The sequence below is a fragment of the Pseudomonas sp. A-R-19 genome, assembly GCF_019956575.1.
Taxonomy (GTDB): domain Bacteria; phylum Pseudomonadota; class Gammaproteobacteria; order Pseudomonadales; family Pseudomonadaceae; genus Aquipseudomonas.
Map to the genome: position 1 here is coordinate 76,052 of NZ_JAHBDR010000031.1, position 22,748 is coordinate 98,799.

Annotated in this window: 18 protein-coding genes; 13 read left to right on the forward strand and 5 right to left on the reverse strand. The window is 61.6% G+C overall.

From position 1 onward, the window contains the following. Position 1: 1 nt before the first annotated feature. Positions 2 to 1,024 (reverse strand): zinc-dependent alcohol dehydrogenase family protein, encoded by a 1,023-nt coding sequence (locus KGA88_RS02795; protein WP_110659582.1) that lies wholly within the window; start codon positions 1,022 to 1,024, stop codon positions 2 to 4. Positions 1,025 to 1,292: 268 nt separating this feature from the next. On the opposite strand from KGA88_RS02795, the gene KGA88_RS02800 reads away from it, so the two are divergent. From KGA88_RS02800 to abaF, 10 genes are all read left to right on the forward strand, one after another. Beyond that, on the forward strand, positions 1,293 to 2,207 hold the full coding sequence (locus tag KGA88_RS02800) for a LysR family transcriptional regulator (protein WP_095942189.1): 915 nt from the start codon (positions 1,293 to 1,295) through the stop codon (positions 2,205 to 2,207). A gap of 106 nt (positions 2,208 to 2,313) precedes the next feature. Continuing rightward, positions 2,314 to 2,997 (forward strand): GntR family transcriptional regulator, encoded by a 684-nt coding sequence (locus tag KGA88_RS02805; RefSeq protein WP_095942192.1) that lies wholly within the window; start codon positions 2,314 to 2,316, stop codon positions 2,995 to 2,997. A gap of 360 nt (positions 2,998 to 3,357) precedes the next feature. Beyond that, positions 3,358 to 4,176 (forward strand): transporter substrate-binding domain-containing protein, encoded by an 819-nt coding sequence (locus KGA88_RS02810; RefSeq protein ID WP_110659583.1) that lies wholly within the window; start codon positions 3,358 to 3,360, stop codon positions 4,174 to 4,176. A 10-nt stretch (positions 4,177 to 4,186) separates the two neighbouring features. Continuing rightward, positions 4,187 to 5,965 carry an aconitase X gene (locus tag KGA88_RS02815; RefSeq protein WP_223588793.1) on the forward strand — a complete coding sequence of 593 codons (1,779 nt, stop codon included), beginning with the start codon at positions 4,187 to 4,189 and terminating at the stop codon, positions 5,963 to 5,965. Continuing rightward, a complete protein-coding gene (locus KGA88_RS02820; RefSeq protein ID WP_110659584.1) occupies positions 5,958 to 6,623 on the forward strand; it encodes an amino acid ABC transporter permease in 666 nt (221 codons plus the stop codon). The genes KGA88_RS02815 and KGA88_RS02820 overlap by 8 nt, the downstream gene beginning before the upstream one ends. Positions 6,624 to 6,633: 10 nt before the next feature. Continuing rightward, positions 6,634 to 7,284 (forward strand): amino acid ABC transporter permease, encoded by a 651-nt coding sequence (locus tag KGA88_RS02825; protein WP_110659585.1) that lies wholly within the window; start codon positions 6,634 to 6,636, stop codon positions 7,282 to 7,284. Beyond that, on the forward strand, positions 7,277 to 7,999 hold the full coding sequence (locus KGA88_RS02830) for an amino acid ABC transporter ATP-binding protein (protein ID WP_223588796.1): 723 nt from the start codon (positions 7,277 to 7,279) through the stop codon (positions 7,997 to 7,999). Before KGA88_RS02825 ends, KGA88_RS02830 begins: the two co-directional genes overlap by 8 nt. Before the next feature lie 137 nt (positions 8,000 to 8,136). Continuing rightward, complete coding sequence (locus KGA88_RS02835) at positions 8,137 to 9,165, forward strand: trans-3-hydroxy-L-proline dehydratase (protein ID WP_110662499.1); 1,029 nt, start codon at positions 8,137 to 8,139, stop codon at positions 9,163 to 9,165. 126 nt (positions 9,166 to 9,291) lie between these two features. After that, the gene (locus KGA88_RS02840; protein WP_102701650.1) at positions 9,292 to 10,209 is read left to right on the forward strand and encodes a dihydrodipicolinate synthase family protein; all 918 of its coding nucleotides are present in this window, start codon (positions 9,292 to 9,294) and stop codon (positions 10,207 to 10,209) included. Positions 10,210 to 10,277: 68 nt separating this feature from the next. Beyond that, positions 10,278 to 11,672, forward strand: coding sequence for a fosfomycin efflux MFS transporter AbaF (gene abaF / locus KGA88_RS02845; protein ID WP_223588799.1), 1,395 nt, complete (start codon positions 10,278 to 10,280; stop codon positions 11,670 to 11,672). A 112-nt stretch (positions 11,673 to 11,784) separates the two neighbouring features. Here the strand turns inward: abaF and KGA88_RS02850 are convergent, their stop codons facing one another. Further along, a complete protein-coding gene (locus tag KGA88_RS02850) occupies positions 11,785 to 12,792 on the reverse strand; it encodes an Ldh family oxidoreductase (protein WP_223588801.1) in 1,008 nt (335 codons plus the stop codon). A gap of 354 nt (positions 12,793 to 13,146) precedes the next feature. Between KGA88_RS02850 and mexE the strand changes: the two genes are divergently transcribed. The 3 genes from mexE to KGA88_RS02865 are packed head-to-tail and all read left to right on the forward strand — an operon-like array spanning position 13,147 to position 19,013. Further along, positions 13,147 to 14,400, forward strand: a complete 1,254-nt coding sequence (mexE, locus tag KGA88_RS02855) for a multidrug efflux RND transporter periplasmic adaptor subunit MexE (RefSeq protein ID WP_110662490.1) — start codon at positions 13,147 to 13,149, stop codon at positions 14,398 to 14,400. Between the two features lie 12 nt (positions 14,401 to 14,412). Further along, entirely contained in the window at positions 14,413 to 17,592 is a 3,180-nt protein-coding gene (locus KGA88_RS02860; RefSeq protein WP_223588804.1) for an efflux RND transporter permease subunit, read from the forward strand. Continuing rightward, positions 17,592 to 19,013, forward strand: coding sequence for an efflux transporter outer membrane subunit (locus KGA88_RS02865; protein WP_223588806.1), 1,422 nt, complete (start codon positions 17,592 to 17,594; stop codon positions 19,011 to 19,013). The genes KGA88_RS02860 and KGA88_RS02865 overlap by 1 nt, the downstream gene beginning before the upstream one ends. 453 nt (positions 19,014 to 19,466) lie before the next feature. Here KGA88_RS02865 and KGA88_RS02870 read toward each other — a convergent pair whose 3' ends face one another. Genes KGA88_RS02870 through KGA88_RS02880 form a run of 3 tightly spaced genes read right to left on the reverse strand, consistent with a single transcriptional unit; the run spans position 19,467 to position 22,744 of the window. After that, positions 19,467 to 20,414, reverse strand: a complete 948-nt coding sequence (locus tag KGA88_RS02870; RefSeq protein WP_110658425.1) for an HlyD family secretion protein — start codon at positions 20,412 to 20,414, stop codon at positions 19,467 to 19,469. 4 nt (positions 20,415 to 20,418) lie between these two features. Further along, on the reverse strand, positions 20,419 to 20,619 hold the full coding sequence (locus KGA88_RS02875; RefSeq protein WP_008001544.1) for a DUF1656 domain-containing protein: 201 nt from the start codon (positions 20,617 to 20,619) through the stop codon (positions 20,419 to 20,421). Then, entirely contained in the window at positions 20,609 to 22,744 is a 2,136-nt protein-coding gene (locus KGA88_RS02880; protein WP_223588808.1) for an FUSC family protein, read from the reverse strand. The genes KGA88_RS02875 and KGA88_RS02880 overlap by 11 nt, the downstream gene beginning before the upstream one ends. Positions 22,745 to 22,748: the final 4 nt, after the last annotated feature.

A 22,748-nucleotide genomic window follows, 5' to 3' on the forward strand; every position in this document is an offset into this window, starting at 1 on the left:
GTTATGCCGGCTCGACCTGGAGCGCGACCCTTTCGCGACACGGGCATTCGTCCATGTAGCGGTGTGCCTCGACAAACTCGGCAAACGGGAAGACCCGAGTCTTGAGCGGCAGCAGAACGCGATCGGCGGTCAGCTGGTTGATGTCGCGCAAGGCACGTTGCAGTGCGACCTGGTCCTGGATGATGCCCAGTTCCGGCTTGCCCGTGAAGTTGCCGATGCAGTGTACGAAGAACTGAATGTTCTTCTGGAACGCTGCGCAGGCCGGGAAAGGCGTCTGGTTGCCACCTTGCAGGCCGTACAGCACCAGGCTGCCGCGAGGCGCCAGCACATCGCCCAGCAACGACATCTGTGGACCGCCCAAACCATCGAAGACCACATCCACGCCACGGTTATCGGTGATTTTGTTGATCCGCATCAGCAGATCTTCTTCCTCGGTAACGATGACTTTCTCGGCACCCAGCGTCAGCAGGTACTCACGTTCCTCGGCTGACTTGGTCGCGGCGATCACTCGAACGCCCAGGGCCTTGCCCAGCTGTACGAACGAAGGTCCGGCGCAATGGCTGGCGTCGGTCACCAAGGCAAACTGCCCGGGCTTGACCCGTGCCAGATCCGCATAGGCGAAATAGGCAATCAACAACGGCGTGTAGTGCACGCTGGCTTGAATCGGGCTGAGGATATCCGGATAACGGGTGACCGCCGAGCGAGGCAATACGATCTGCTCGCCGTAAACCGGGTAGTCGTTCGGGCTTTGGGCCGGAAAGCTGGCAACCTTGTCACCGACCGCCAGGTCATCTACGCCCTCACCGACAGCGGTGACGATACCGGCCATCTCCTGACCAAGGCCCGAAGGCAGTCGGGCATGGGACGAAGCCAGGTTCTGGCGCCACAGAGTGTCGTACCAACTGATGCCGATCGCCTCGACGCGCACCTGCACTTCGCCCGGTGCAGGCAGAGCCGCCGCATGCTCTTCGCATTTGAGCACCTCGGCTGGACCAAACTTGTGAAAACGAATCGTGCGGGACATCGCAAACCTCGCCAATTGAACCTCTAATGCCTTGAACTCTAGCTGGGCTTTCAACCCAACACTATCTGTGGCTATTAATAGTCGACATGCCTGTCATTGATTCCATAACGGCGGCAACATCGTCAAATGCCGCGAGAAACCGAAGCCGCCTTGCAGGAAATCTGAATTACCCGGTGCAGAGTACCAGCCTTTCCCCGTAATATTCCTGCTGGCCATTGTTCTCATATGGCCGCTCACGTCAAGTTTGCTGACTCTGCCAGGACTCCAGATGAATCGTAATGACCTGCGTCGTGTCGACCTGAACCTGTTGATCGTATTCGAAACATTGATGCACGAACGCAGCGTGACCCGTGCTGCGGAAAAACTGTTCCTCGGCCAGCCAGCCATCAGTGCGGCGCTCTCGCGCCTGCGCGGGTTGTTCGATGACCCGTTGTTCGTGCGTACCGGCCGCAGCATGGAGCCGTCCGCCAGGGCAGTCGAGATCTTCGCCCTGCTCTCTCCGGCGCTGGACTCGATTTCCACTGCGGTCAGCCGTGCGGCCGAGTTTGATCCTGCCACAAGTACCGCGGTGTTCCGCATCGGCCTTTCGGACGATGTCGAGTTTGCCTTGCTGCCGATGCTGCTCAAGCGCCTGCGCGCCGAATCGCCGGGGATCGTCCTGGTGGTGCGCCGGGTCAACTACATCCTGATGCCGGGATTGCTGGCGTCCGGCGAGATATCCATCGGCGTCAGTTACACCACCGACCTGCCAGCCAATGCCAAGCGCAAGGTACTGCGCCGCAGCCAGCCGAAGCTGTTGCGTGCCGACACCGTGCCAGGGCCATTGAGCCTGGATGATTACTGCGCGCGCCCCCACGCGCTGGTGTCGTTCGCTGGCGATCTCAGCGGCTTCATTGATGAAGAGCTGGAAAAGCTCGGGCGCAAGCGCCATGTCGTATTGGCCGTGCCGCAGTTCAACGGGCTGAGCACTCTGCTCGCCGGCACCGACATCGTGGCTACGGTGCCGGACTACACGGCCGATGCGTTGACCGCCGCCGGCGGTGTGCGCGCGGAAGATCCGCCGTTGCCGGTGCGCAGCTTCGAACTGCACATGGCCTGGCGCGGGTCGCAGGATAACGATCCGGGTGAACGCTGGTTGCGCTCGCGGATTCAGATGTTCTTCGGGGATCCGGATAGCCTCTGAGAAGACGGCGCAGGCCTGAATGAAAACGGGCGCCTTTACAGGCGCCCGTTTTGTTGTAGCGGATCAGCAAAAGAATTTCGTATACCCTAGCGCTATCTCACTCCAAATGACCGCCGCCGTGAACCTGACCAAACTCAACGCCCCCGACCTTGGTAACACGCCTTCGACGTCGGAGATCATCACCCGCCATCTGCGGGATGCGATTGTCGCCGGGCATTTTGCCGAGGATGAGCCGATCCGCCAGGACGACATCGCCCGCCAGTTCAATGTCAGCAAGATCCCGGTGCGCGAAGCCCTCAAGCGGTTGGAGGCCGAAGGGTTGGTGATGTTCCAGCGCAATCGCGGGGCGATGGTCACGCGGGTTTCCGATGCGGAACTGGCGCAGATGTTCGAAGTGCGGATGTTGCTGGAGGACAAGATTCTGCGCCTGGCCATTCCGAACATGACAGAAGAGACCTTCGCCCGTGCCGAGCGCATCTGCCAGGAGTTCATCGGCGAGGACGATGTGGGGCGCTGGGCCGAGCTCAACTGGGAGCTGCATTCCTGCCTGTACGAGCCGGCGCAGCGGCCGTTTCTGGTGAGTCTGATCCGTTCGGTCAATGACAAGCTGGAGCGTTATCTACGCATGCAGATGAGCTTGTCGGCGGGTAAGGAACGGGCCGATCATGAACACCGCGAGATCCTGGCAGCCTGCCGCGCCGGGGATGTGGACCTGGCGGTGAAGCTTCTGGACGAGCACATTGCCGGCGTCTGCACGACCCTGTTCGAGCACCTGCCGCACACCCACTGACCGCTGCGGATGCCGTGCCGTTAGGCAGGAGATGAAGAGTCTTCTTCCGGGCCTCATCGCGAGCAAGCTCGCTCCCACAGGGGAACGCATTTACCTTGCGCACGCGGTCAATTGTGGGAGCACCTGCCAGTGTTCCCTAAAGGTGCGCCCACACACCCATTGCTCCCATCTGTAACACTGCCTTCGCTTGCCCAGGCTTCCTCTCTCCCGCCCGTTGCTCCCCCGCAAGACCTCTACTTCAAGGCCTGACGATTTATTCACGGTCAGTACTGGAATCGGGCACGTTGATTGCTATTGTTAATATCGTATACGAAATCCCCAATACGATATTCAACAGCACTTCACATCAACGAGGCCTCTATGAAAAACCCCGCATTTGCCGTAGCCCTCAGCGCTGTTCTCAGTACTTCCTTTATCGCCACAGCCCAGGCCGACAAGCTCGACGACATCATCGGTTCGGGCAAGCTGCGTTGCGCCGTGACCCTGGACTTCCCGCCCATGGGCTTTCGCGATGCCAGCAACTCGCCCGCCGGCTTCGATGTGGACTATTGCCGCGACCTGGCGAAGATCCTCGGCGTCGAGGCCGAAGTGGTGGAAACGCCGTTCCCGGATCGCATTCCGGCACTGGTCTCCGGGCGGGCTGATGTGATCGTCGCGTCCACCTCCGACACCCTCGAACGCGCCAAGACCGTTGGCCTCACCGTGCCCTACTTTGCTTTCCAGATGGTGGTGCTGACCCGCGACGACACCGGTATCAACGGCTTCGACGACCTCAAGGGCAAGGCAGTGGGCAACACCAGCGGCACCTATGAGGCCATCGCCCTGGAGAAAGACGTGAAGAACTGGGGCTCCGGCAGTTTCCGGGCCTACCAGTCGCAGAGCGATACCCTGCTGGCCATCGCCCAAGGCCACATCGATGCCACCGTGGTCACCAATACCGTGGCCGCCGCCACCCTCAAGTCGGGCAAATACAAAAACCTCAAAGTCGCCGGTAACGCCCCGTACGTCATCGACTACGTGTCCCTGGGTGCCAAGCGCAGCGAGTTCGGCCTGCTCAACTACCTCAACCTGTTCGTCAACCAACAGGTGCGTACCGGTCGCTACAAGGAGCTGTTCGTTAAATGGGTCGGCACCGAGATCCCGCCGACCAACCTGACCGTGCCTCAGGTCTACTACTGAGATGTCCGGCATGCCTGGGCCAATGTCTCTGACCGGGCGCAGCCTGGTCGCGGGTGCCGCGCAGGGCGCCTTGCTGTTCGCCGATGTCGGCTTGAGCTTCTGGGGCGGCGTCGATCCCTGCACGGGTGAAGTCATCGACCGCCATCACCCGCTCAGCGGCCAACACCTGGCCGGCCGCGTGCTGGCGATTCCCAGTGGTCGCGGCTCGTGCACCGGCAGCAGCGTGTTGATGGAGCTGATCAGCAACGGCCATGCACCAGAGGCATTGGTGCTGGCCGAAGCCGACGAGATCCTGACCTTGGGCGTGCTGGTGGCGCAGACCATTTTTGCCCGTTCCCTGCCGGTGCTGTGCATCGGTCGGGAGGCCTTCGCCGCCTTGCGCGGCCAAGCCTTCGCCCGGGTCGAAAATACAACGCTGAGCCTGTTCGATCACCTGCCGGGCGACGCCTGGCAGGCGCTCGACAGCCCATTGGCAAACACTGACAGCACTGCCTCGATCAGGCTCACCGAGCACGATCGGGCGCTGCTCGATGGCCGGCATGGCAAGGCCGCGCAAATGGCCATGCAGATCGTCCTGCGTATGGCCGAACTGCAGGGTGCCGAGCACTTGGTGGATGTCACTCAAGCACACATCGACGGCTGCATTTACACCGGACCTGCGAGCCTGCGCTTTGCCGAGCAACTGGTGCAATGGGGCGCAAAAGTGCGAGTGCCCACCACCCTCAATTCAATTTCCGTCGACCAGCGCCGTTGGCGCGAACTGGGTATCGACCCGGCACTGGGTGAACCGGCCAGTGCCTTGGGCGATGCCTATATGGCGATGGGCGCACAGCTCAGTTTCACCTGCGCGCCCTACCTGCTCGACACTGCACCGAAGGCTGGCGAGCAAATCGTCTGGGCGGAATCCAACGCAGTGGTCTACGCCAACAGCGTGCTCGCTGCACGCACCCTGAAATACCCGGATTACCTGGACATCGCCATCGCCCTCACCGGTCGCGCCCCGCTGATCGGCTGCCACCTGGACGCGCAACGCAAGGCCCGGTTGCAGATCGAGTTGCCGGCCCTCGGTGAACTGGACGATGCCTTCTACCCGCTGCTCGGTTACCACGTTGGTGCCCTGGCCGGCAGTCGCGTGCCACTGGTGCTGGGACTGGAACAACGCAAGCCGAGCCTGGACGACCTCAAAGCCTTTGGCGCGGCCTTCGCCACCACCTCTGCGGCGCCACTGTTCCACATCGCCGGGGTCACCCCGGAGGCCATTGACCCGGCGCAGGTGCTGGATGCGGACACTTGCATTGCCGTGGAAAAAATCCGCCTGAAGGACCTGCTGTCGAGTTGGCGCGAACTCAACAGTGCTCGCGATCACCGGGTGGATGTGGTGTCGCTGGGTAACCCGCACTTTTCCCTCAGCGAGTTCGCTCACCTGGCGCGACTGTGCCGGGGACGACACAGACACCCGCAGGTGGTGCTTGCCATCACTTGCGGGCGTGCCGTGTTGGAGCAGGCCCGCGAGGCCGGGCACATCGCCGTGCTCGAAGCGTTTGGCGCGACCCTGGTCACCGATACCTGCTGGTGCATGCTCGGCGAACCCGTCATCCCCCTGGCGGCTGAAACGCTGATGACCAACTCGGGCAAATACGCCCACTACGCACCAGGCCTGGTCGGCCGCAAGGTGCACTTCGCCAGCCTTGCCGAATGCGTCGACGCGGCCTGCACCGCAACGGCCAGCGGACGTTTGCCGGCCTGGTTACAACCTGCTGCCCTACTGGAGAGCCCTGCGCATGTTTGACTACAGCTTCCAATGGCGCTCCGCCCTGCGCGCCCTGCCGGACATGCTTGCCGGTGCCATTGTCACCTTCGAAACCGCCGCGCTGTCGATGATATTCGGCGTGCTGATCGCCCTGGCCCTGACGGTGATGCGCGAGGCCAAACACCCGTTGCTGCGCGGGTTCGGCAACGGTTGGGTATCGATTGCCCGCAACACCCCGTCGCTGTTCCAGATCTACATCCTCTACTTCGGCCTCGGCTCGCTTAACCTGCACGTCAGTTCGTGGTTCGCCCTGCTGGCCGGGATCACCTTCAACAATGCCGGGTACCTGGCGGAGAACTTTCGCGGCGGCCTCAAGGCCGTGCCGAACACGCAGGTGCGTGCGGCGCGTTCCCTCGGCATGAGTGCCTTCCAGGCCTACCGCATGATCATCGTCCCGCAACTGCTGCGGATCGTGTTCTACCCGCTGACCAACCAGATGGTCTGGGCGGTGTTGATGACGTCGCTGGGGGTGATCGTCGGGCTGAACAATGACCTGACCGGTGTGACCCAGGAATACAACGTCAAAACCTTCCGCACCTTCGAGTATTTCGCCATTGCAGCGGCGCTGTATTACTTGATTGCCAAGGCGATCGTCGCGGCAGCCCGGCTGATGGCCTGGCGGTTGTTCCGTTACTGAGGAGCTGTCCATGTTTTCCACCGATTTTTCCTCGAATGACCTGATGTTCCTCCTCAACGGTGCGTGGGTCACGATGCAACTGACGTTCTGGTCGATCATCCTCGGCTCCCTGGCCGGGTTGTTCTTCGGCCTGCTGCGGGCCTTGTTGCCACGGGCGAGCCTGCCGTTGGCCTGGGTGCTGGACGTGTTTCGCAGCGTGCCGTTGCTGATCCAGTTCGTGCTGTTCAACTCACTCAAAAGCATCGTCGGCCTGGACATCAGCGCCTTCAGCGTCGGCTGCATTGTGTTGGGGGTTTACGCCGCGGCGTACTTCACCGAGATCGTGCGTGCTGGCGTGCTGGCGGTGCCGTTCACCGTGCGCCGGGCCAGCCGTTCGCTGGGGCTGAGCTTCTTGCAGGACTTGCGCTGGATCGTCCTGCCGATGGCCACCCGGGTAGCGTTCCCCGGCTGGCTGAACCTGGTGCTCGGTGTCATGAAAGACACCGCGCTGGTGATGTGGATCGGCATCGTCGAACTGCTGCGCGCCTCGCAAACCATCGTCACCCGCATCCAGGAACCGTTGCTGGTGCTGTGCATCGCGGGCCTTATCTACTACGTCATGAGCCTGGTGGTCGCACGCCTGGGCGCTCGTCTGGAAAGAAGGTGGCAAGAAAATGATTGAGATCGACAACGTACATAAATCCTTCGGCAACCTCGAAGTGGTCAAGGGCGTCAACTTGACGGTGAACAAGGGCGAAGTGGTGTCGATCATCGGCGGCTCCGGCTCCGGCAAATCGACCTTGCTGATGTGCATCAACGGCCTGGAACCGATCCAGAAAGGCAACATCCGCGTTGACGGCGTCGAGGTCCATCACAGCGCCACCGACCTCAATCGCCTGCGGCAGAAAATCGGCATCGTGTTCCAGCAATGGAATGCCTTCCCGCACCTGACGGTGCTGGAAAACGTCATGCTCGCGCCGCGCAAGGTGCTGGGCAAAAGCAAGGCTGAAGCCGAAGAGCTGGCCGTAAAGCAACTGACCCACGTCGGTCTGGGCGACAAGCTCAAGACCTTCCCCGGCAAACTGTCCGGTGGACAGCAACAACGCATGGCCATCGCCCGCGCCCTGGCCATGTCACCGGACTACATGCTGTTTGACGAAGCCACCTCGGCCCTCGACCCGCAGTTGGTCGGTGAAGTGCTGGACACCATGCGCATGCTCGCCGAAGACGGCATGACCATGGTCTTGGTGACCCACGAAATCCGCTTTGCCCGGGACGTGTCCGACCGTGTGGCGTTTTTCCGCAATGGCCTGGTGCATGAGATCGGGACGCCTGACCAAGTCATTGGTAATCCGCTGCATGCGGAGACGGCGGCGTTTCTGAGTTCGGTGAAATAACCACTGGCCCCTTCGCGAGCAAGCCCGCTCCCACATTTGCGCTTCGGTGCATTCAAGATCTGTGGCACACAGGAAATCCAATGTGGGAGCGGGCTTGCTCGCGAAAGGGCCTTCACAGGCGAAACAAGGAGCAAACCATGCGTTCTTCAAAAGTCATTCATGTAGTCAGCTGCCACGCCGAAGGCGAAGTCGGCGATGTGATCGTCGGCGGCGTCGCCCCGCCGCCCGGCGCCACCGTGTGGGAGCAGTCGCGCTGGATCGCCCGGGACGAAACCCTGCGCAACTTCGTCCTCAACGAACCCCGCGGCGGCGTGTTCCGCCACGTCAACCTGCTGGTTCCGGCCAAGGACCCACGTGCGCAGATGGCCTGGATCATCATGGAACCGGCTGACACCCCGCCGATGTCCGGCTCCAACTCGTTGTGCGTTGCCACGGTATTGCTCGACAGCGGCATCCTGCCCATGACCGAGCCGCAAACCCGCCTGGTGCTGGAAGCGCCCGGTGGCCTGATCGAAGCCGTGGCCGACTGCCGGGATGGCAAGGTGCAACGGGTGGAAGTGAAAAACGTGCCGTCCTTCGCTGATCGACTGGATGCGTGGATTGAAGTCGAAGGCATCGGCTCGCTGCAGGTTGACACCGCCTATGGTGGCGACAGTTTCGTGATTGCCGATGCCAAAGGCCTGGGTTTCTCCATCCGCCCGGATGAAGCGGCCGATCTGGTCGCGGTCGGGCTGAAAATCACTCGAGCGGCCAACGAACAACTGGGCTTCGTGCATCCGCTGAATCCCGAGTGGTCGCACATTTCCTTCTGCCAGATCGCCGCGCCCATCGTCCATGAGAACGGCATCGCCACCGGCGCCAATGCGGTGGTGATTCAACCGGGCAAGATCGACCGATCCCCCACCGGCACGGGTTGCTCGGCGCGCATGGCGGTGTTGCAGGCCAAAGGCTTGATGCAGGTTGGCGAGCGCTTTGTCGGCCGTTCGATTATCGGCTCCGAGTTCCACTGCCGCATTGATTCGCTGACCGAAGTCGCCGGCCGCGCCGCGATTTACCCGTGCATTTCCGGCCGGGCGTGGATCACCGGCACCCATCAATTGCTGCTCGACCCAAGCGATCCGTGGCCACAAGGCTATCGCCTGTCCGACACTTGGCCCGGTGCCTGATCACGCCATCCCTGAACCCCCATGTCAACGGCCAGTAAAACCCCCTGAAAAGCAAAACAAGCACTGGTCGAGCATTGTCATTTTTAACAGCGTATACGAAATACTATTAACCAAGCGGAGACAACAATGAGCAAGCGCATTAACTGGAGTGGCGTCTTCCCAGCGGTGACCACTCAATTCAACGATGACTTTTCCATCAACCTGGAAAAAACCCATCAGGTGATTTCCAACGTGATCCGCGACGGCGTGTCAGGCCTGGTGGTCTGCGGCTCGGTGGGTGAAAACACCTCGCTGAGCGCCGAAGAGAAAATCGCCGTGACCGAGGTCGCTGTCGATGCCGCCCGTGGTCGCGTACCGGTGATTTGCGGCGTGGCCGAGTTTACCAGCCTGCAAGCGGCCAAGGTCGCCAATGCCGTACGCCGGGTCGGCGTCGATGGCGTGATGCTGATGCCGGCGCTGGTCTACGGTTCCAAGCCGTTCGAGACCGCCGAGCATTACCGCTACGTGGCGAAAAACGCCGACGTGCCGCTGATGGTCTACAACAACCCGCCTATCTATAAAAACGACGTCACCCCGGACATCCTGATTTCCCTGGCCGACTGCGACAACGTGGTGTGCTTCAAGGATTCCTCCGGCGACACCCGTCGCTTCATTGACGTGCGCAACGAAGTCGGTGACCGTTTCGTGTTGTTCGCCGGCCTCGACGACGTGGTGCTGGAAAGCATCGCCGTGGGTGCCGAAGGCTGGGTCTCGGGCATGTCGAACGTATTCCCGAAAGAAGGCGAAACCATCTTCCGCCTGGCCAAGGCCGGTCGTTTCGCCGAAGCCATGCCGATCTACGAATGGCTGATGCCGATCCTGCACCTCGATGCCCGTGCCGACCTGGTGCAGTGCATCAAGCTGTGTGAAGCCATTGCCGGTCGCGGCAGCGCCTTGACCCGTCCGCCACGCCTGGCCCTGCCGGAAGCCGACCGCGTATTCGTCGAGCAGATCATGGCCAAGGCGTTGGCCAACCGCCCGGAACTGCCGGACGTCGGTCTCTGAGTGATTGCCGGGCAGGCCCTTACCGGCCCGGCTGCCCATTTTTCTGCGCCTTAACAAGGTACGTCAGCATGTCGAATCCTCAACACACGCAAAGCGCAACCACACCCTCGGGACTCAAACGCGTAGTGGCCGCCGCCATGGCTGGCACCGTCGCTGAATGGTATGAGTTCTTTCTCTACGGCACCGCCTCGGCATTGGTTTTCGGCCAGCTGTTCTTCCGCCAGACCGACAGCCCCATCGACGGCATCATCGCCGCCTTCGCCTTGTACGCGGTCGGCTTTCTCGCCCGGCCGTTGGGCGGTTTGGTATTCGGTCACTACGGTGACAAATTCGGCCGCAAGCGCCTGCTGCAACTGAGCCTGGTAGTGGTCGGCATCACCACCTTCCTGATGGGTTGCCTGCCTGGCTTCGACCAGATCGGTTATGCAGCGCCGGTGCTACTGGTGCTGTTGCGGTTGATCCAGGGCTTCGCTTTCGGTGGCGAATGGGGCGGCGCGATTCTACTGGTGTCCGAACACTGCCCGGACAATCGTCGGGGCTTCTGGGCCAGTTGGCCGCAAGCCGGGGTGCCGGCCGGCAACCTGGTGGCCACGGTCGCCCTGCTGCTGTTGTCGTCGAACCTGTCAGAGCAGCAGTTCCTTGCCTGGGGCTGGCGCGTGGCGTTCTGGTTCTCGGCGGTAGTCGTGTTGATCGGTTACTGGATTCGCACCAGCGTAGACGACGCGCCGATCTTCAAGGAAGCCCAGGCCCGTCAGGCACAGACCAAACAGCAACAGCTCGGTGTGGTGGAGGTGCTGCGTCATCACTGGCGTTCGGTGCTGGTGGGAATCGGCGCACGCTTTGCCGAGAACATCCTCTACTACACCGTGGTGACGTTCTCGATTACTTATCTGAAACTGGTGGTGCACAAGGACACGTCGCAAATTCTGCTGCTGATGTTCGGCGCGCACCTGGTGCACTTTTTCCTGATCCCGTTGATGGGCTATCTGTCGGACATCATCGGGCGCAAGCCGGTGTACCTGACCGGCGCGGTGCTGACAGCGTTCTGGGGGTTCATCGGTTTCCCGATGATGGACACCGGCAACAACTGGCTGATCATGGCCGCCATCACCCTGGGCCTGGCCATCGAGTCGATGACTTATGCGCCCTACTCGGCGCTGATGGCTGAACTGTTCCCGACCCACGTACGCTACACCGCTCTGTCCCTGTGCTACCAGGTGGCGCCGATCTTCGCCGGTTCCCTGGCACCGCTGATCGCCATCACCTTGCTCAACAAGTACCACAGCTCGACTCCGATCGCCTGGTATCTGGTAGGCGCCGCGCTGATATCCGTGGTGGCTGTCGGCCTGACCCGCGAGACCCGTGGCAAGTCGTTGCGCCAGGTGGATGCCGAGTCGCAGGCGCGGATTGCTGCACTGGACCCAGCCCCGACCAGCCCACGCCGGGCCGATTCTGTGGCCTGAGTAAATCCCTGTAGGAGCGAGCTTGCTCGCGATGGACGTCAACGATAACGCGTGTTGCCTGAATGGAAACGTTGTCCTTGCGTTTTTCGCGAGCAAGCTCGCTCCTACTGAATCAGGCGAGCAAGGCCTTGAGGTCGTTGTACAGCGCCTCGGGAATTTGCACGCCTTCCACCAGGCTGCGTACCCGCGCCGCGTAACGTCGTTGCGACGGCAAGCGCGCCCCCTGCCCCTCAATGCCCTGGAACAAGGCTTCGGCCCGGGCCAGATGTTCTTCTGTGGCGTCCCCGAGAAAGCGCCGAGGGTCCAGGGCGATGATCAACTCGCCATGGTACGGCGACGACTTGCTGCCCCCGTCGTAAGCCAACGACTCGGCACTGGTCAGGTCACCGATCAGCGGCCCGGCGATCAATTCCACCATCGCGGCCAGCGCCGAACCCTTGTGCCCGCCGAACGTCAGCATCGCGCCGCTGTCGAGCACCACGTTGGCGTCGGTGCTCGGCCGGCCCTGGGCGTCCACGCCCCAACCTTCGGGAATCGCCTTGCCAGCACGCCGGTGCAGTTCGATCTCGCCACGGGCAATCGCGCTGGTGGCGAAGTCGAACACAAACGGATCCTGCCCCGCACGCGGCCAACCGAAGGCAATGGGATTGGTACCGAACACCGGCAGTCGTCCTCCCGCCGGCGCCACCCAGGCGTGGCTCGGATTACACGCCAGTGCCACCAGGCCGGCAGCCGTCAACTGCTCGATCTCCACCCACAGCGCCGAGAAATGGACACAGCGGTTGATTGCCAACGCCGCAATGCCGTTGGCCCGGGCTTTGTGCGCCAACAACGGCAATCCAGCCTGAAACGCCAACTGCGAAAAGCCACCGCCAGCATCCACCCGCACAATCGACGGCGCCTGGTCGATCACCTGTGGCTCGGCATCGGCTGACACCTTGCCGGCCCGCAGGGAATTCACACACCCCAGAATCCGGTACAAACCGTGGGAGGCACAGCCATCACGCTCGCCGACAACCACCGTCGCCGCCACCGCTTGTGCATGGGCCAGATTAAAACCGTTGTGCAACAGGATCGATTCGGCCAACTCGCGGGCTTCGATCAGGGTCAGTCGGATCATGGTCATCTCCTTGGAAAGACCGGTCAGCGTGGTCTATCCGAGGCGTCATGGCTTGATGGGTTTGGGCATCGGCGGTGACGAAACCGGCACAGCGCAGGTGGCTGACGAGATCCACTGTAGGAGCGAGCCTGCTCGCGATGGCCGCACCTCGGTCTCAAGTCCTATTGATGCTTTTTCAGCAACACAGAAATTCCATCGATCTGATTGATAGCCCGCTAATCAAAGGTGCATGCTAGAGGGCTGGCTCGGCTCTTATATCATTCCGAATGATAGTTACCTTCGCCCCATTCGATTCGTGAGATACAAACCCGCCGCGCATCATTCGCCAATCTCAACACATTGGCGGATGCATCCATGGAACAGTCACTCAAACATTTGCGCTTCCCGTTGGCTCTGTTGGCCGTAGTGGTGCTCAGCGCTTGCGGCAAGGTCCCGGAAACCGCCGCCACGATGCCAGCAGCCAAGGTCAGCGTGGCCAAGGTGCTGGAACAACCGGTCAACGAGTGGGACGAATTCACCGGGCGCCTCGAAGCCCCGGAAACTGTCGAGATTCGTCCACGGGTCTCCGGCCAGATCGATGAGGTGGCGTTCACTGAAGGTGCACTGGTCAAGAAAGGCGACCTGCTGTTCCAGATCGACCCGCGTCCGTTCCAGGCTGAGGTCCGCCGCCTCGAAGCACTGGTCGCCCAATCGCGCGCCAATGCCACCCGCAGCGAAAACGAAGCCCAGCGCGGTGAACGCCTGCGTACCAGCAACGCCATTTCCGCCGAGCTGGCCGATTCGCGTACCAGCGCCGCCCAGGAAGCCCGCGCCGCTGTTGGTGCCCTGCAAGCACAGCTTGATCTGGCCAAGCTGAACCTGAGTTTCACCCGCGTCACTGCACCGATCAGCGGCCGCGTCAGCCGTGCGGAAATCACCGCCGGCAACCTGGTGACCGCGGACACTACCCCGCTGACCAGCGTGGTCTCCACCGACAAGGTGTACGCCTACTTCGACGCGGACGAACGTGTGTTCCTCAAGTACACCGAGCTCGCTCGCCAGGGCAAACGCGGCGCCACCACCCCGGTCTACATGGGCCTGTCCAACGAGGACGGCAACCCGCACCAGGGCGTGATGAACTTCGTCGACAACCAGGTCAACCCGAAGACCGGCACCATCCGTGGTCGCGCCGTGTTCGACAACAGCGATGGCAGCTACACCCCGGGCCTCTATGCACGCCTGAAACTGGTGGGCAGCGGCACCTACAGCGCCATGCTGATCAACGACGAAGCCGTCGGCACCGACCTGGGCAAGAAGTTCGTGCTGGTGATGGATGCCGACAACAAGACTGCCTACCGCGCAGTGGAACTGGGTCCGAAGATCGAAGGCTTGCGCATCGTGCGCAGCGGCCTGAACAAGGACGACACGATCATCGTCAAGGGTCTGCAACGGGTACGCCCGGGTTCACCGGTCACCCCTGAAGTGATTCCGATGGCCAGTGAACAGACCCTCGCGGCACTCGCACAACAACGCCAAGCGCTGGAAGCCAGCAACCTGCCCCAAGTCGCGCCTGCCAGGGTTGCACCGGGCACGGCTGTGAAACTGGCTGCCACGACCCCACGCGGTTAAGGGATTTTTACGATGAATTTTTCCCAATTCTTCATTTCGCGGCCGATCTTCGCAGCGGTTCTCTCGCTGTTGATCCTGATCGCCGGTGCGATCTCGCTGTTCCAGCTGCCGATCAGCGAGTACCCGGAAGTGGTGCCGCCGACCGTAGTGGTCCGCGCCAACTTCCCGGGTGCCAACCCGAAAGTCATCGGTGAAACCGTGGCCGCTCCACTGGAGCAAGCCATTACCGGTGTCGAGAACATGCTGTACATGTCCTCGCAGTCGACCGCCGACGGCAAGATCACCCTGACCATCACCTTCGCCCTGGGTACCGACCTGGACAACGCACAGGTGCAGGTGCAGAACCGCGTGACCCGGACCGAGCCGAAACTTCCCGAGGAAGTGACGCGCATCGGTATCACCGTGGACAAGGCGTCGCCCGACCTGACCATGGTTGTGCACTTGACCTCGCCGGACAAACGCTACGACATGCTCTACCTGTCCAACTATGCGATCCTCAACATCAAGGATGAACTGGCGCGGCTGGGCGGTGTGGGTGACGTGCAACTGTTCGGCATGGGCGACTACTCGCTGCGTGTCTGGCTCGATCCGAACAAGACCGCTTCGCGCAACCTGACCGCAACTGACGTTGTCACCGCCATTCGTGAACAGAACCGTCAGGTGGCCGCCGGTGCACTGGGCGCGCCCCCTGCCCCGAATGCCCAGAGCTTCCAGTTGTCGGTCAACACCCAGGGCCGTCTGGTGTCTGAGGAAGAGTTCGAGAACATCATCATTCGCTCCGGCGACAACGGTGAAATCACTCGCCTCAAGGACATCGCCCGGGTTGAACTCGGCTCCAGCCAGTACGCCCTGCGTTCGCTGCTGAACAACCAGCCGGCGGTGGCGATCCCGATCTTCCAGCGCCCCGGCTCCAACGCCATCGAGATCTCCAACGAAGTGCGGGCCAAAATGGCCGAACTGAAGAAGAGCTTCCCTGAAGGCATGGACTTCAGCATCGTCTATGACCCGACGATCTTCGTGCGCGGCTCCATCGAGGCGGTGGTTCACACCCTCTTCGAAGCGCTGATCCTCGTGGTGCTGGTGGTGATCCTGTTCCTGCAAACCTGGCGCGCCTCGATCATTCCGCTGGTCGCTGTGCCGGTCTCGCTGATCGGTACCTTTGCCGTGATGCACCTGTTCGGCTTCTCGCTCAACGCCCTGTCGCTGTTCGGCCTGGTATTGGCGATCGGTATCGTGGTGGACGACGCGATCGTGGTGGTGGAGAACGTCGAACGGAACATTGAACTCGGACTGACGCCGGTCGAAGCGACCAAAAAAGCCATGGGCGAGGTCACCGGCCCGATCATCGCCACGGCACTGGTGCTGTGTGCGGTGTTCGTACCTGCTGCGTTCATCTCCGGCCTGACGGGGCAGTTCTACAAGCAGTTCGCCCTGACCATTGCGATTTCGACGGTGATCTCGGCCTTCAACTCGCTGACCCTGTCGCCGGCACTGGCTGCGGTGTTGCTCAAAGGCCACGACGCACCGAAGGACCGCTTCTCGAGGATTCTGGACAAGATGTTTGGCGGCTGGTTGTTCCGTCCGTTCAACCGCTTCTTTGAAAAGGCCAGCCATGGTTATGTCGGCACCGTTGCCCGTGTAATCCGCTCCAGCGGTATCGCCCTGCTGCTGTACGCCGGCCTGATGGTCCTGACCTTCTTCGGTTTCTCTAGCACCCCGACCGGTTTCGTACCCGGCCAGGACAAGCAATACCTGGTGGCCTTCGCGCAACTGCCGGACGCCTCCAGCCTTGACCGTACCGAAGACGTGATCAAGCGCATGTCCGAGCTGGCGCTGAAACAGCCTGGCGTGGAAAGCGCAGTGGCCTTTCCTGGCCTGTCGATCAATGGTTTCACCAATAGCCCGAACGCCGGCATTGTGTTCGTGACCCTGAAGCCGTTCGACGAACGTAAAGACCCGAGCATGTCCGCAGGGGCCATTGCCGGGGCCTTGAACGGCCAGTACGCGAACATCCAGGAAGCCTACATGGCGATCTTCCCGCCGCCGCCGGTACAAGGCCTGGGCACCATCGGTGGTTTCCGCCTGCAGATCGAGGACCGGGGCAACCTGGGCTACGAAGAGCTGTATAAGGAAACCATGAACATCATCAACAAGAGCCACAACGTGCCGGAACTGGCCGGCCTGTTCACCAGCTACACAGTCAACGTGCCCCAGGTCGATGCCGCCATCGACCGCGAGAAAGCCAAGACCCACGGCGTGGCCGTCAGCGACATCTTCGACACCCTGCAGATCTACCTGGGTTCGCTGTATGCCAACGACTTCAACCGTTTCGGTCGCACCTATCAGGTCAACGTTCAGGCCGAGCAGCAGTTCCGCCTCGAATCAGACCAGATCGGCCAGTTGAAAGTGCGCAACAACAAAGGCGAGATGATCCCGCTGGCGACCTTCATCAAGGTCAGCGATACCTCGGGGCCGGACCGCGTGATGCACTACAACGGCTTCATCACCGCTGAAATCAACGGTGCGGCAGCCCCCGGCTACAGCTCCGGCCAGGCCGAAAAAGCCATCGAGAAACTGCTCAAGGAAGAACTGCCCAACGGCATGACCTACGAATGGACCGACCTGACCTACCAGCAGATTCTGTCCGGCAACACCGCGCTGTTCGTGTTCCCGCTCTGTGTGCTGCTGGCGTTCCTGGTACTGGCGGCTCAATACGAAAGCTGGAGCCTGCCACTGGCGGTGATCCTGATCGTACCGATGACCCTGCTGTCGGCCATTACCGGCGTGATTGCCTCCGGTGGCGACAACAACATCTTTACCCAGATCGGTTTGATCGTGTTGGTGGGGCTTGCCTGTAAGAACGCGATTCTGATCGTCGAGTTTGCCAAGGATAAACAGCTTGAAGGCATGAACCCGCTGGCAGCGGTCCTGGAAGCTTGCCGCCTGCGTCTGCGCCCGATCCTGATGACTTCCTTCGCGTTCATCATGGGTGTAGTGCCACTGGTGTTCTCCAGCGGTGCCGGCGCAGAAATGCGCCACGCCATGGGTGTAGCGGTGTTCTCCGGGATGCTCGGGGTGACCTTCTTCGGTCTATTGCTGACGCCGGTGTTCTACGTCCTGATTCGTAACTTTGTCGAGCGCGGCGAGAAGCGCAAAGCTGCCAAGGCCACCCTGAAGCTGGAGTCGCATTGATGAGTTTGAAAGCCTTCCTGCCGAGCCTGCTGGTACTGGCCCTGAGCGCCTGTGCCGTGGGTCCGGACTACAAGACCGAAGCCCTTGAACCGGCCAACATCACCACCGCCACCGATGGTGCGGCCGGCCAGAAGAACTTTGACCGTTCACGTTTCGAAGGCATCTGGTGGCAGCAGTTCGAAGACCCGACCCTCAACCAGTTGGTGATGCAATCGCTGCAAGGCAACCGCGATCTGCGCGTCGCCTTCGCCCGCTGGAAAGCGGCGCGGGCGATCCGCGATGACGTCAGCAACGACGCCATGCCGACCATCACCAGCCGCGTCAGCAGTGACCTGGGCAAAGGCCAGATTCCGGGCCAGACCACCGACCGGGTCAACAGCGAACGCTACGACCTGGGCCTGGACATGGCTTGGGAGATCGACCTGTTCGGCCGTATCCAGCGCAACCTGGAGTCTGCCAACGCCGAGCAACAGGCGTTTGAAGCCGATCTGTACCAACTGCAAGTCAGCATGATTGCCGAACTGGTGGACTCCTACGGTCAACTGCGCGGTGCGCAGTTGCGGGAGAAGATCGCCCTGGCCAACCTGCAGAACCAGCAGGAGTCGCGCAAGATCACCATCAGCCTGCGAGATGCCGGCGTTGGCGATCAGCTCGATGTCGAGCGTGCCGATGCCCGTTTGGCCTCGGTCGAAGCCAGCGTGCCGCAGTTGCAGGCTGAACAGGTTCGGCAGAAAAACCGCATCGCCACCCTGCTGGGTGAACGTCCGGACAAGCTGACCGTGGACCTGAGCCCGAAAGACCTGCCGGCGATCGCCAAGGCCCTGCCGATCGGTGATCCGGGTGAACTGCTGCAGCGCCGTCCGGACATTCGCAGTGCCGAACGCAAGCTGGCCTCGGCCACCGCGCGTATCGGCGTGGCCAAGGCGGATTTGTTCCCGCGTGTCAGCCTCAGCGGCTTCCTTGGCTTTACGGCCGGGCGCGGCTCGCAGATCGGCTCTTCGGCGGCCAACGCCTGGGCACTCGGCCCGAGCATCACCTGGGCGGCGTTTGACCTGGGTAGTGTGAAGGCCCGTTTGCGCGGCGCCGACGCCGATGCCGAAGGCGCCCTTGCGACCTATGAGCAGCAAGTATTGCTGGCTTTGGAAGAGTCGGAAAACGCTTTCAGCGACTACGGCAAACGCCAGCAGCGCCTGATCTCGTTGATTCGCCAGAGCGAGTCCAGCCGCTCGGCCGCCGACCTCGCAGAGATCCGCTACCGCGAAGGCAACACCGATTTCCTCGTGCTGCTCGACGCCCAGCGTGAACGCCTGGCCGCCGAAGACACCCAGGCCCAGGCCGAGGTCGACCTGTATCGCGGCATCGTCGCGATCTACAAGGCCCTCGGTGGCGGCTGGCAGCCGGAGACGGTTGCGAGCAACTGACTTGAAGTTTTAAAGCGCTCCTTTGGTTGGCCGTAACCAACCAATTTTTTAGCCCTGCGTCTCATTCGGTCGCGGGGCTTTTTTTGCCCGAAACTTGCCCGGTCCCTGTAGGAGCGAGCCTGCTCGCGATGGACGTCAACGATAACGCGTGCAAACTGGATAAACGCGGCGCCCTTGAGCCCATCGCCAGCAAGCCGGCTCCTACAGGTATTGCGCGGCCTGCCTTGTAGGAGCTGGCTTGCCAGCGATGGTCGTCAACGATAACGCGTGCAAACTGGATAAACGCGGCGCCCTTGAGCCCATCGCCAGCAAGCCGGCTCCTACAGGTATTGCGCGACCTGCTGCCCGTTGTAGGAGCTGGCTTGCCAGCGATGGTCGTCAACGATGACGTGTGCAAACTGGATAAACGCGGCGCCCTTGAGCCCATCGCCAGCAAGTCGGCTCCTACAAGGGTTAGCGGTTTTCCTGGACGGTCACAGTGGCCGTGGTCCCCGCCCTGAGGTTTTTCTTACCGGCATAGTCGGCATCGATCTCGATCCGCACCGGCACTCGTTGCGCCAGTTTGATCCAGGTGTAACTGGGATTGATGTTGGCCAGCAGGCGACCGCCCGGCAGGTTTTCCCGGTCGGCAATGGCGAAGGCAATGCTCTGCACTTTGCCGCCGAACGTCTCGCCACTCATCAACTCGATCTTGACCCGGTCACCCTCCTCGATCCGCGGCAACTTGGTTTCTTCAAAGTAACCGCTGACATAGAACGAGTCGCTGTCCACCAGCGCCAGCAACGGGCCGCCGGCCGAAGCGTAGTCGCCCTCCCGGGTCAGCAGATTGGTGACAAAGCCGGTCACCGGGGAGACGACATGGGTACGCTGCAAATCGAGCTCGGACTGGGTCAAGGCCGCGATGGCCAATTGCACGTTGGCCTGGGCCAACACCAGATTGGCCTGATTGCGCAGCAAGTCAGCCTGGGCAACCGACACATCGGTGTTGGCTTTCTCCCATTCTTCGCCGGAAATCGCCGAACGATCCTTGAGCGTGCGCCGCCGTTGCTCCTCACTCTGGCGTTGCTTGAGCAACGCTTCGCTGGCGCTAATGGCCGCCTGGGCTTGTCCGAGCGAGGCTTTCGATACTTCAACGGCACGCTTGGCATGCTCCACCGCCAGGGTGTAACGCGCCGGATCGATCTGCAGCAGCGCCTGGCCTTTGTCCACGTGTTGGTTGTCCTGCACGGACAGGCTGACGATTCGCCCTGAAACATCGGCGGACAAGGTCACCACATCGGCACGCACCCGGGCATCCCGGGTCCAGGGGGCGCGGGTGTAGTGCTCCCAGGCGAACCAACCCAGGATGACGGCCAGCAGCACCACCGCGACGGTCGTGAGTCGGGAAAGGATGTTCTTCAAGGCATCAGGCTCCCATCACCAGGATCAACGTGGCGCAGACACAGACATACAGCGCGCCTTCGAACAACGCTTCATGCCAGACGAACTGCAGCACGCCAAGGCGCCGCAACGTCCAGTCCAGCAACAGGAAAATCGGCAAACCCAGCAGCAGCGCCTGGGCAATCGGGGGCAGATAGGCCCCCCCTACTTCCAGATCAATGGGCAAGGACAGGGTCTCCTTCAAGGCCTGCGGGTTGAAAGTAACCGCGATAACGCTCGACGAACGACACCACGATCAGCAGCGCCACACGCATACGGAACACTGACCACAAGTGCTCATGGACATTGGTATGCAAGGCATCCAGTTCGTCGCCCAGGCTGTGCAGGTTATCCAGCACCTGCGCCACTTCGACCCCGGGCCGAGCGGCGACCAGCCTTCCCGTTTCCCGGACTGTCGAAAACAGGCGGCTTTGCAGATCGGGATTCAACAAGGCGTTGTTCTGTCCCTGCTGCCTGAGCTGATTCAGGGCAATTCCCAGTGCCATACAGCCCAGGCTGACTTGAAACAGTTCACGCGATTGCGGCTCTTGGGTCGCTGGCAGCAGCCCCAACATCATGGTCAGGCGATCAACCATGCGGCTCTCGAAAGCAAACTGCTGTTCGTCGGTCGCCGAGGTCTTCAGCAAGGCGTACACCTGCTCGCAGTTCTCCTTGTAGAGCCTGCGCATGCGCAGATCCGGCCTGAACGGAAAGATCAGTGCATAGACACTCAGCGCCAGCACCGTCGCACAGGTATAAGCCCCGGCAAACTCGAACCACTGGATGGCGGTGTTTTGACCGATTCCCACGTTCAACGGGCCGAGCAACAGAAAGGTCGTGAGCCCCAGGCCAATGCCGGTTCCCGTCGTGGCTGGGTTGGCCAACCCTACCGCCACGGCATACAGCAAGGGCGCCAGCAGCAAGGCAAGCATCTCGAAATTGCTGATCATCGGCACAAACATGAACTGCAGCAGCGCCGAGACCACCAGCGCCAGCCCAAATCCCCTGGCATAGCTTTGCACGGCCAGCAACGGCCGGGGAAAGGTCGACATCAGCGAGCAAAGGATGCCCACCAGCACCATCCCGCCTCGCGCACCGTCCCAACCGGTTTCGATCCAGATCAAGCCAGCGATCAACAACGCGGAAAAGGCCCGGATGGCATTCATGGTCGCCAGGGTGAAGTCCAGGTGCAGCGGGTTTTCCCGCCCGCGAAACACGCTGCTGGCAGGTCGGCCGCTCTGGATCGCATCACTCAGTTCCAGAATCTGTTCGAGTTGCTGCAGCAGGCGCGCCTGCTCCCAGCGCAGCGACCAGGCCAGCGAGCGCAAGGTGGCCGGCAGCGGCTCGGTCAATTGTTCGGCCCTGTAGGCCAGTGCATCGAAGCGTTGTTGCAGCACCGTGAAATAGTGACGCCTTTCGCTGGACAGCGAGCGCCCCTGCTGCGCCAATTCATCAAGAAACGCCAGTTCTTCGGCGCGTATCTGTTGAATTTCCTCAGGCAACTCGCCCTCCCAGCGCTCGGTCAACAGCAACCGCTGATGGCGCAAGGCAGTCAATCGCGCGGTCAACAGCACCAATTGATTGCCTAACAGTTGCACCAGACCGTTGGCACTGCGCAAGCGCGGGGCATCGTAGTACATGTGCCGGCGAACGCCCTCCAGGCCGCTGATCTGGCCCAACAGCTGCATTTGCCGCTGTTGGAAATCGGCCTCGCTCTCTTCGGTGCGAATGACCGCGCTGGCATGGGTGGCCAGCAACCGGGTGATCTGATCGATCCTGGCGAAGTAGTCCCGGGCCACGGCTTCCGGCCTGGCGGTGAGCAGGCTGACCACGCACACGCAGGCAACCGCCAGCAAAGTTTCGGTGACGCGGGTCACCGCCAGCAAAAAGGTGCCGTCCTGATCGGGAATCGCCAACAACGCGATGACCACGGCGGTGTAGCCACTGAGCACGAATGCCCCGGAACTGGTGTAGCGCAACAGCGTGCCACCGGCGGTGCACAATGCCAGCCACAGGGCCAGGGTGGTGATGAACGGCAACGGCGCCTGCGGAAATATCGCCATGATGGTCACCGCTACGACCGCCCCCATGGTGGTACCGATGACTTGGCCAAAACTGCGCGCCAGCACCATGCCGCCCAGTGGCTGGCTGATGATGACCACGGCCATGATCGACCACTTGGGCTGGTCCAGGTCGAACAAAAACGCCAGGTACAGGGTCAACAACCCGGCCGCCATGGTTCGCAAGGCAAACAACAGCACCCCGGGGCCGGGGTTGATGATCGCCTTGAAGTATTGAAGCAACGCTTGCATGGGA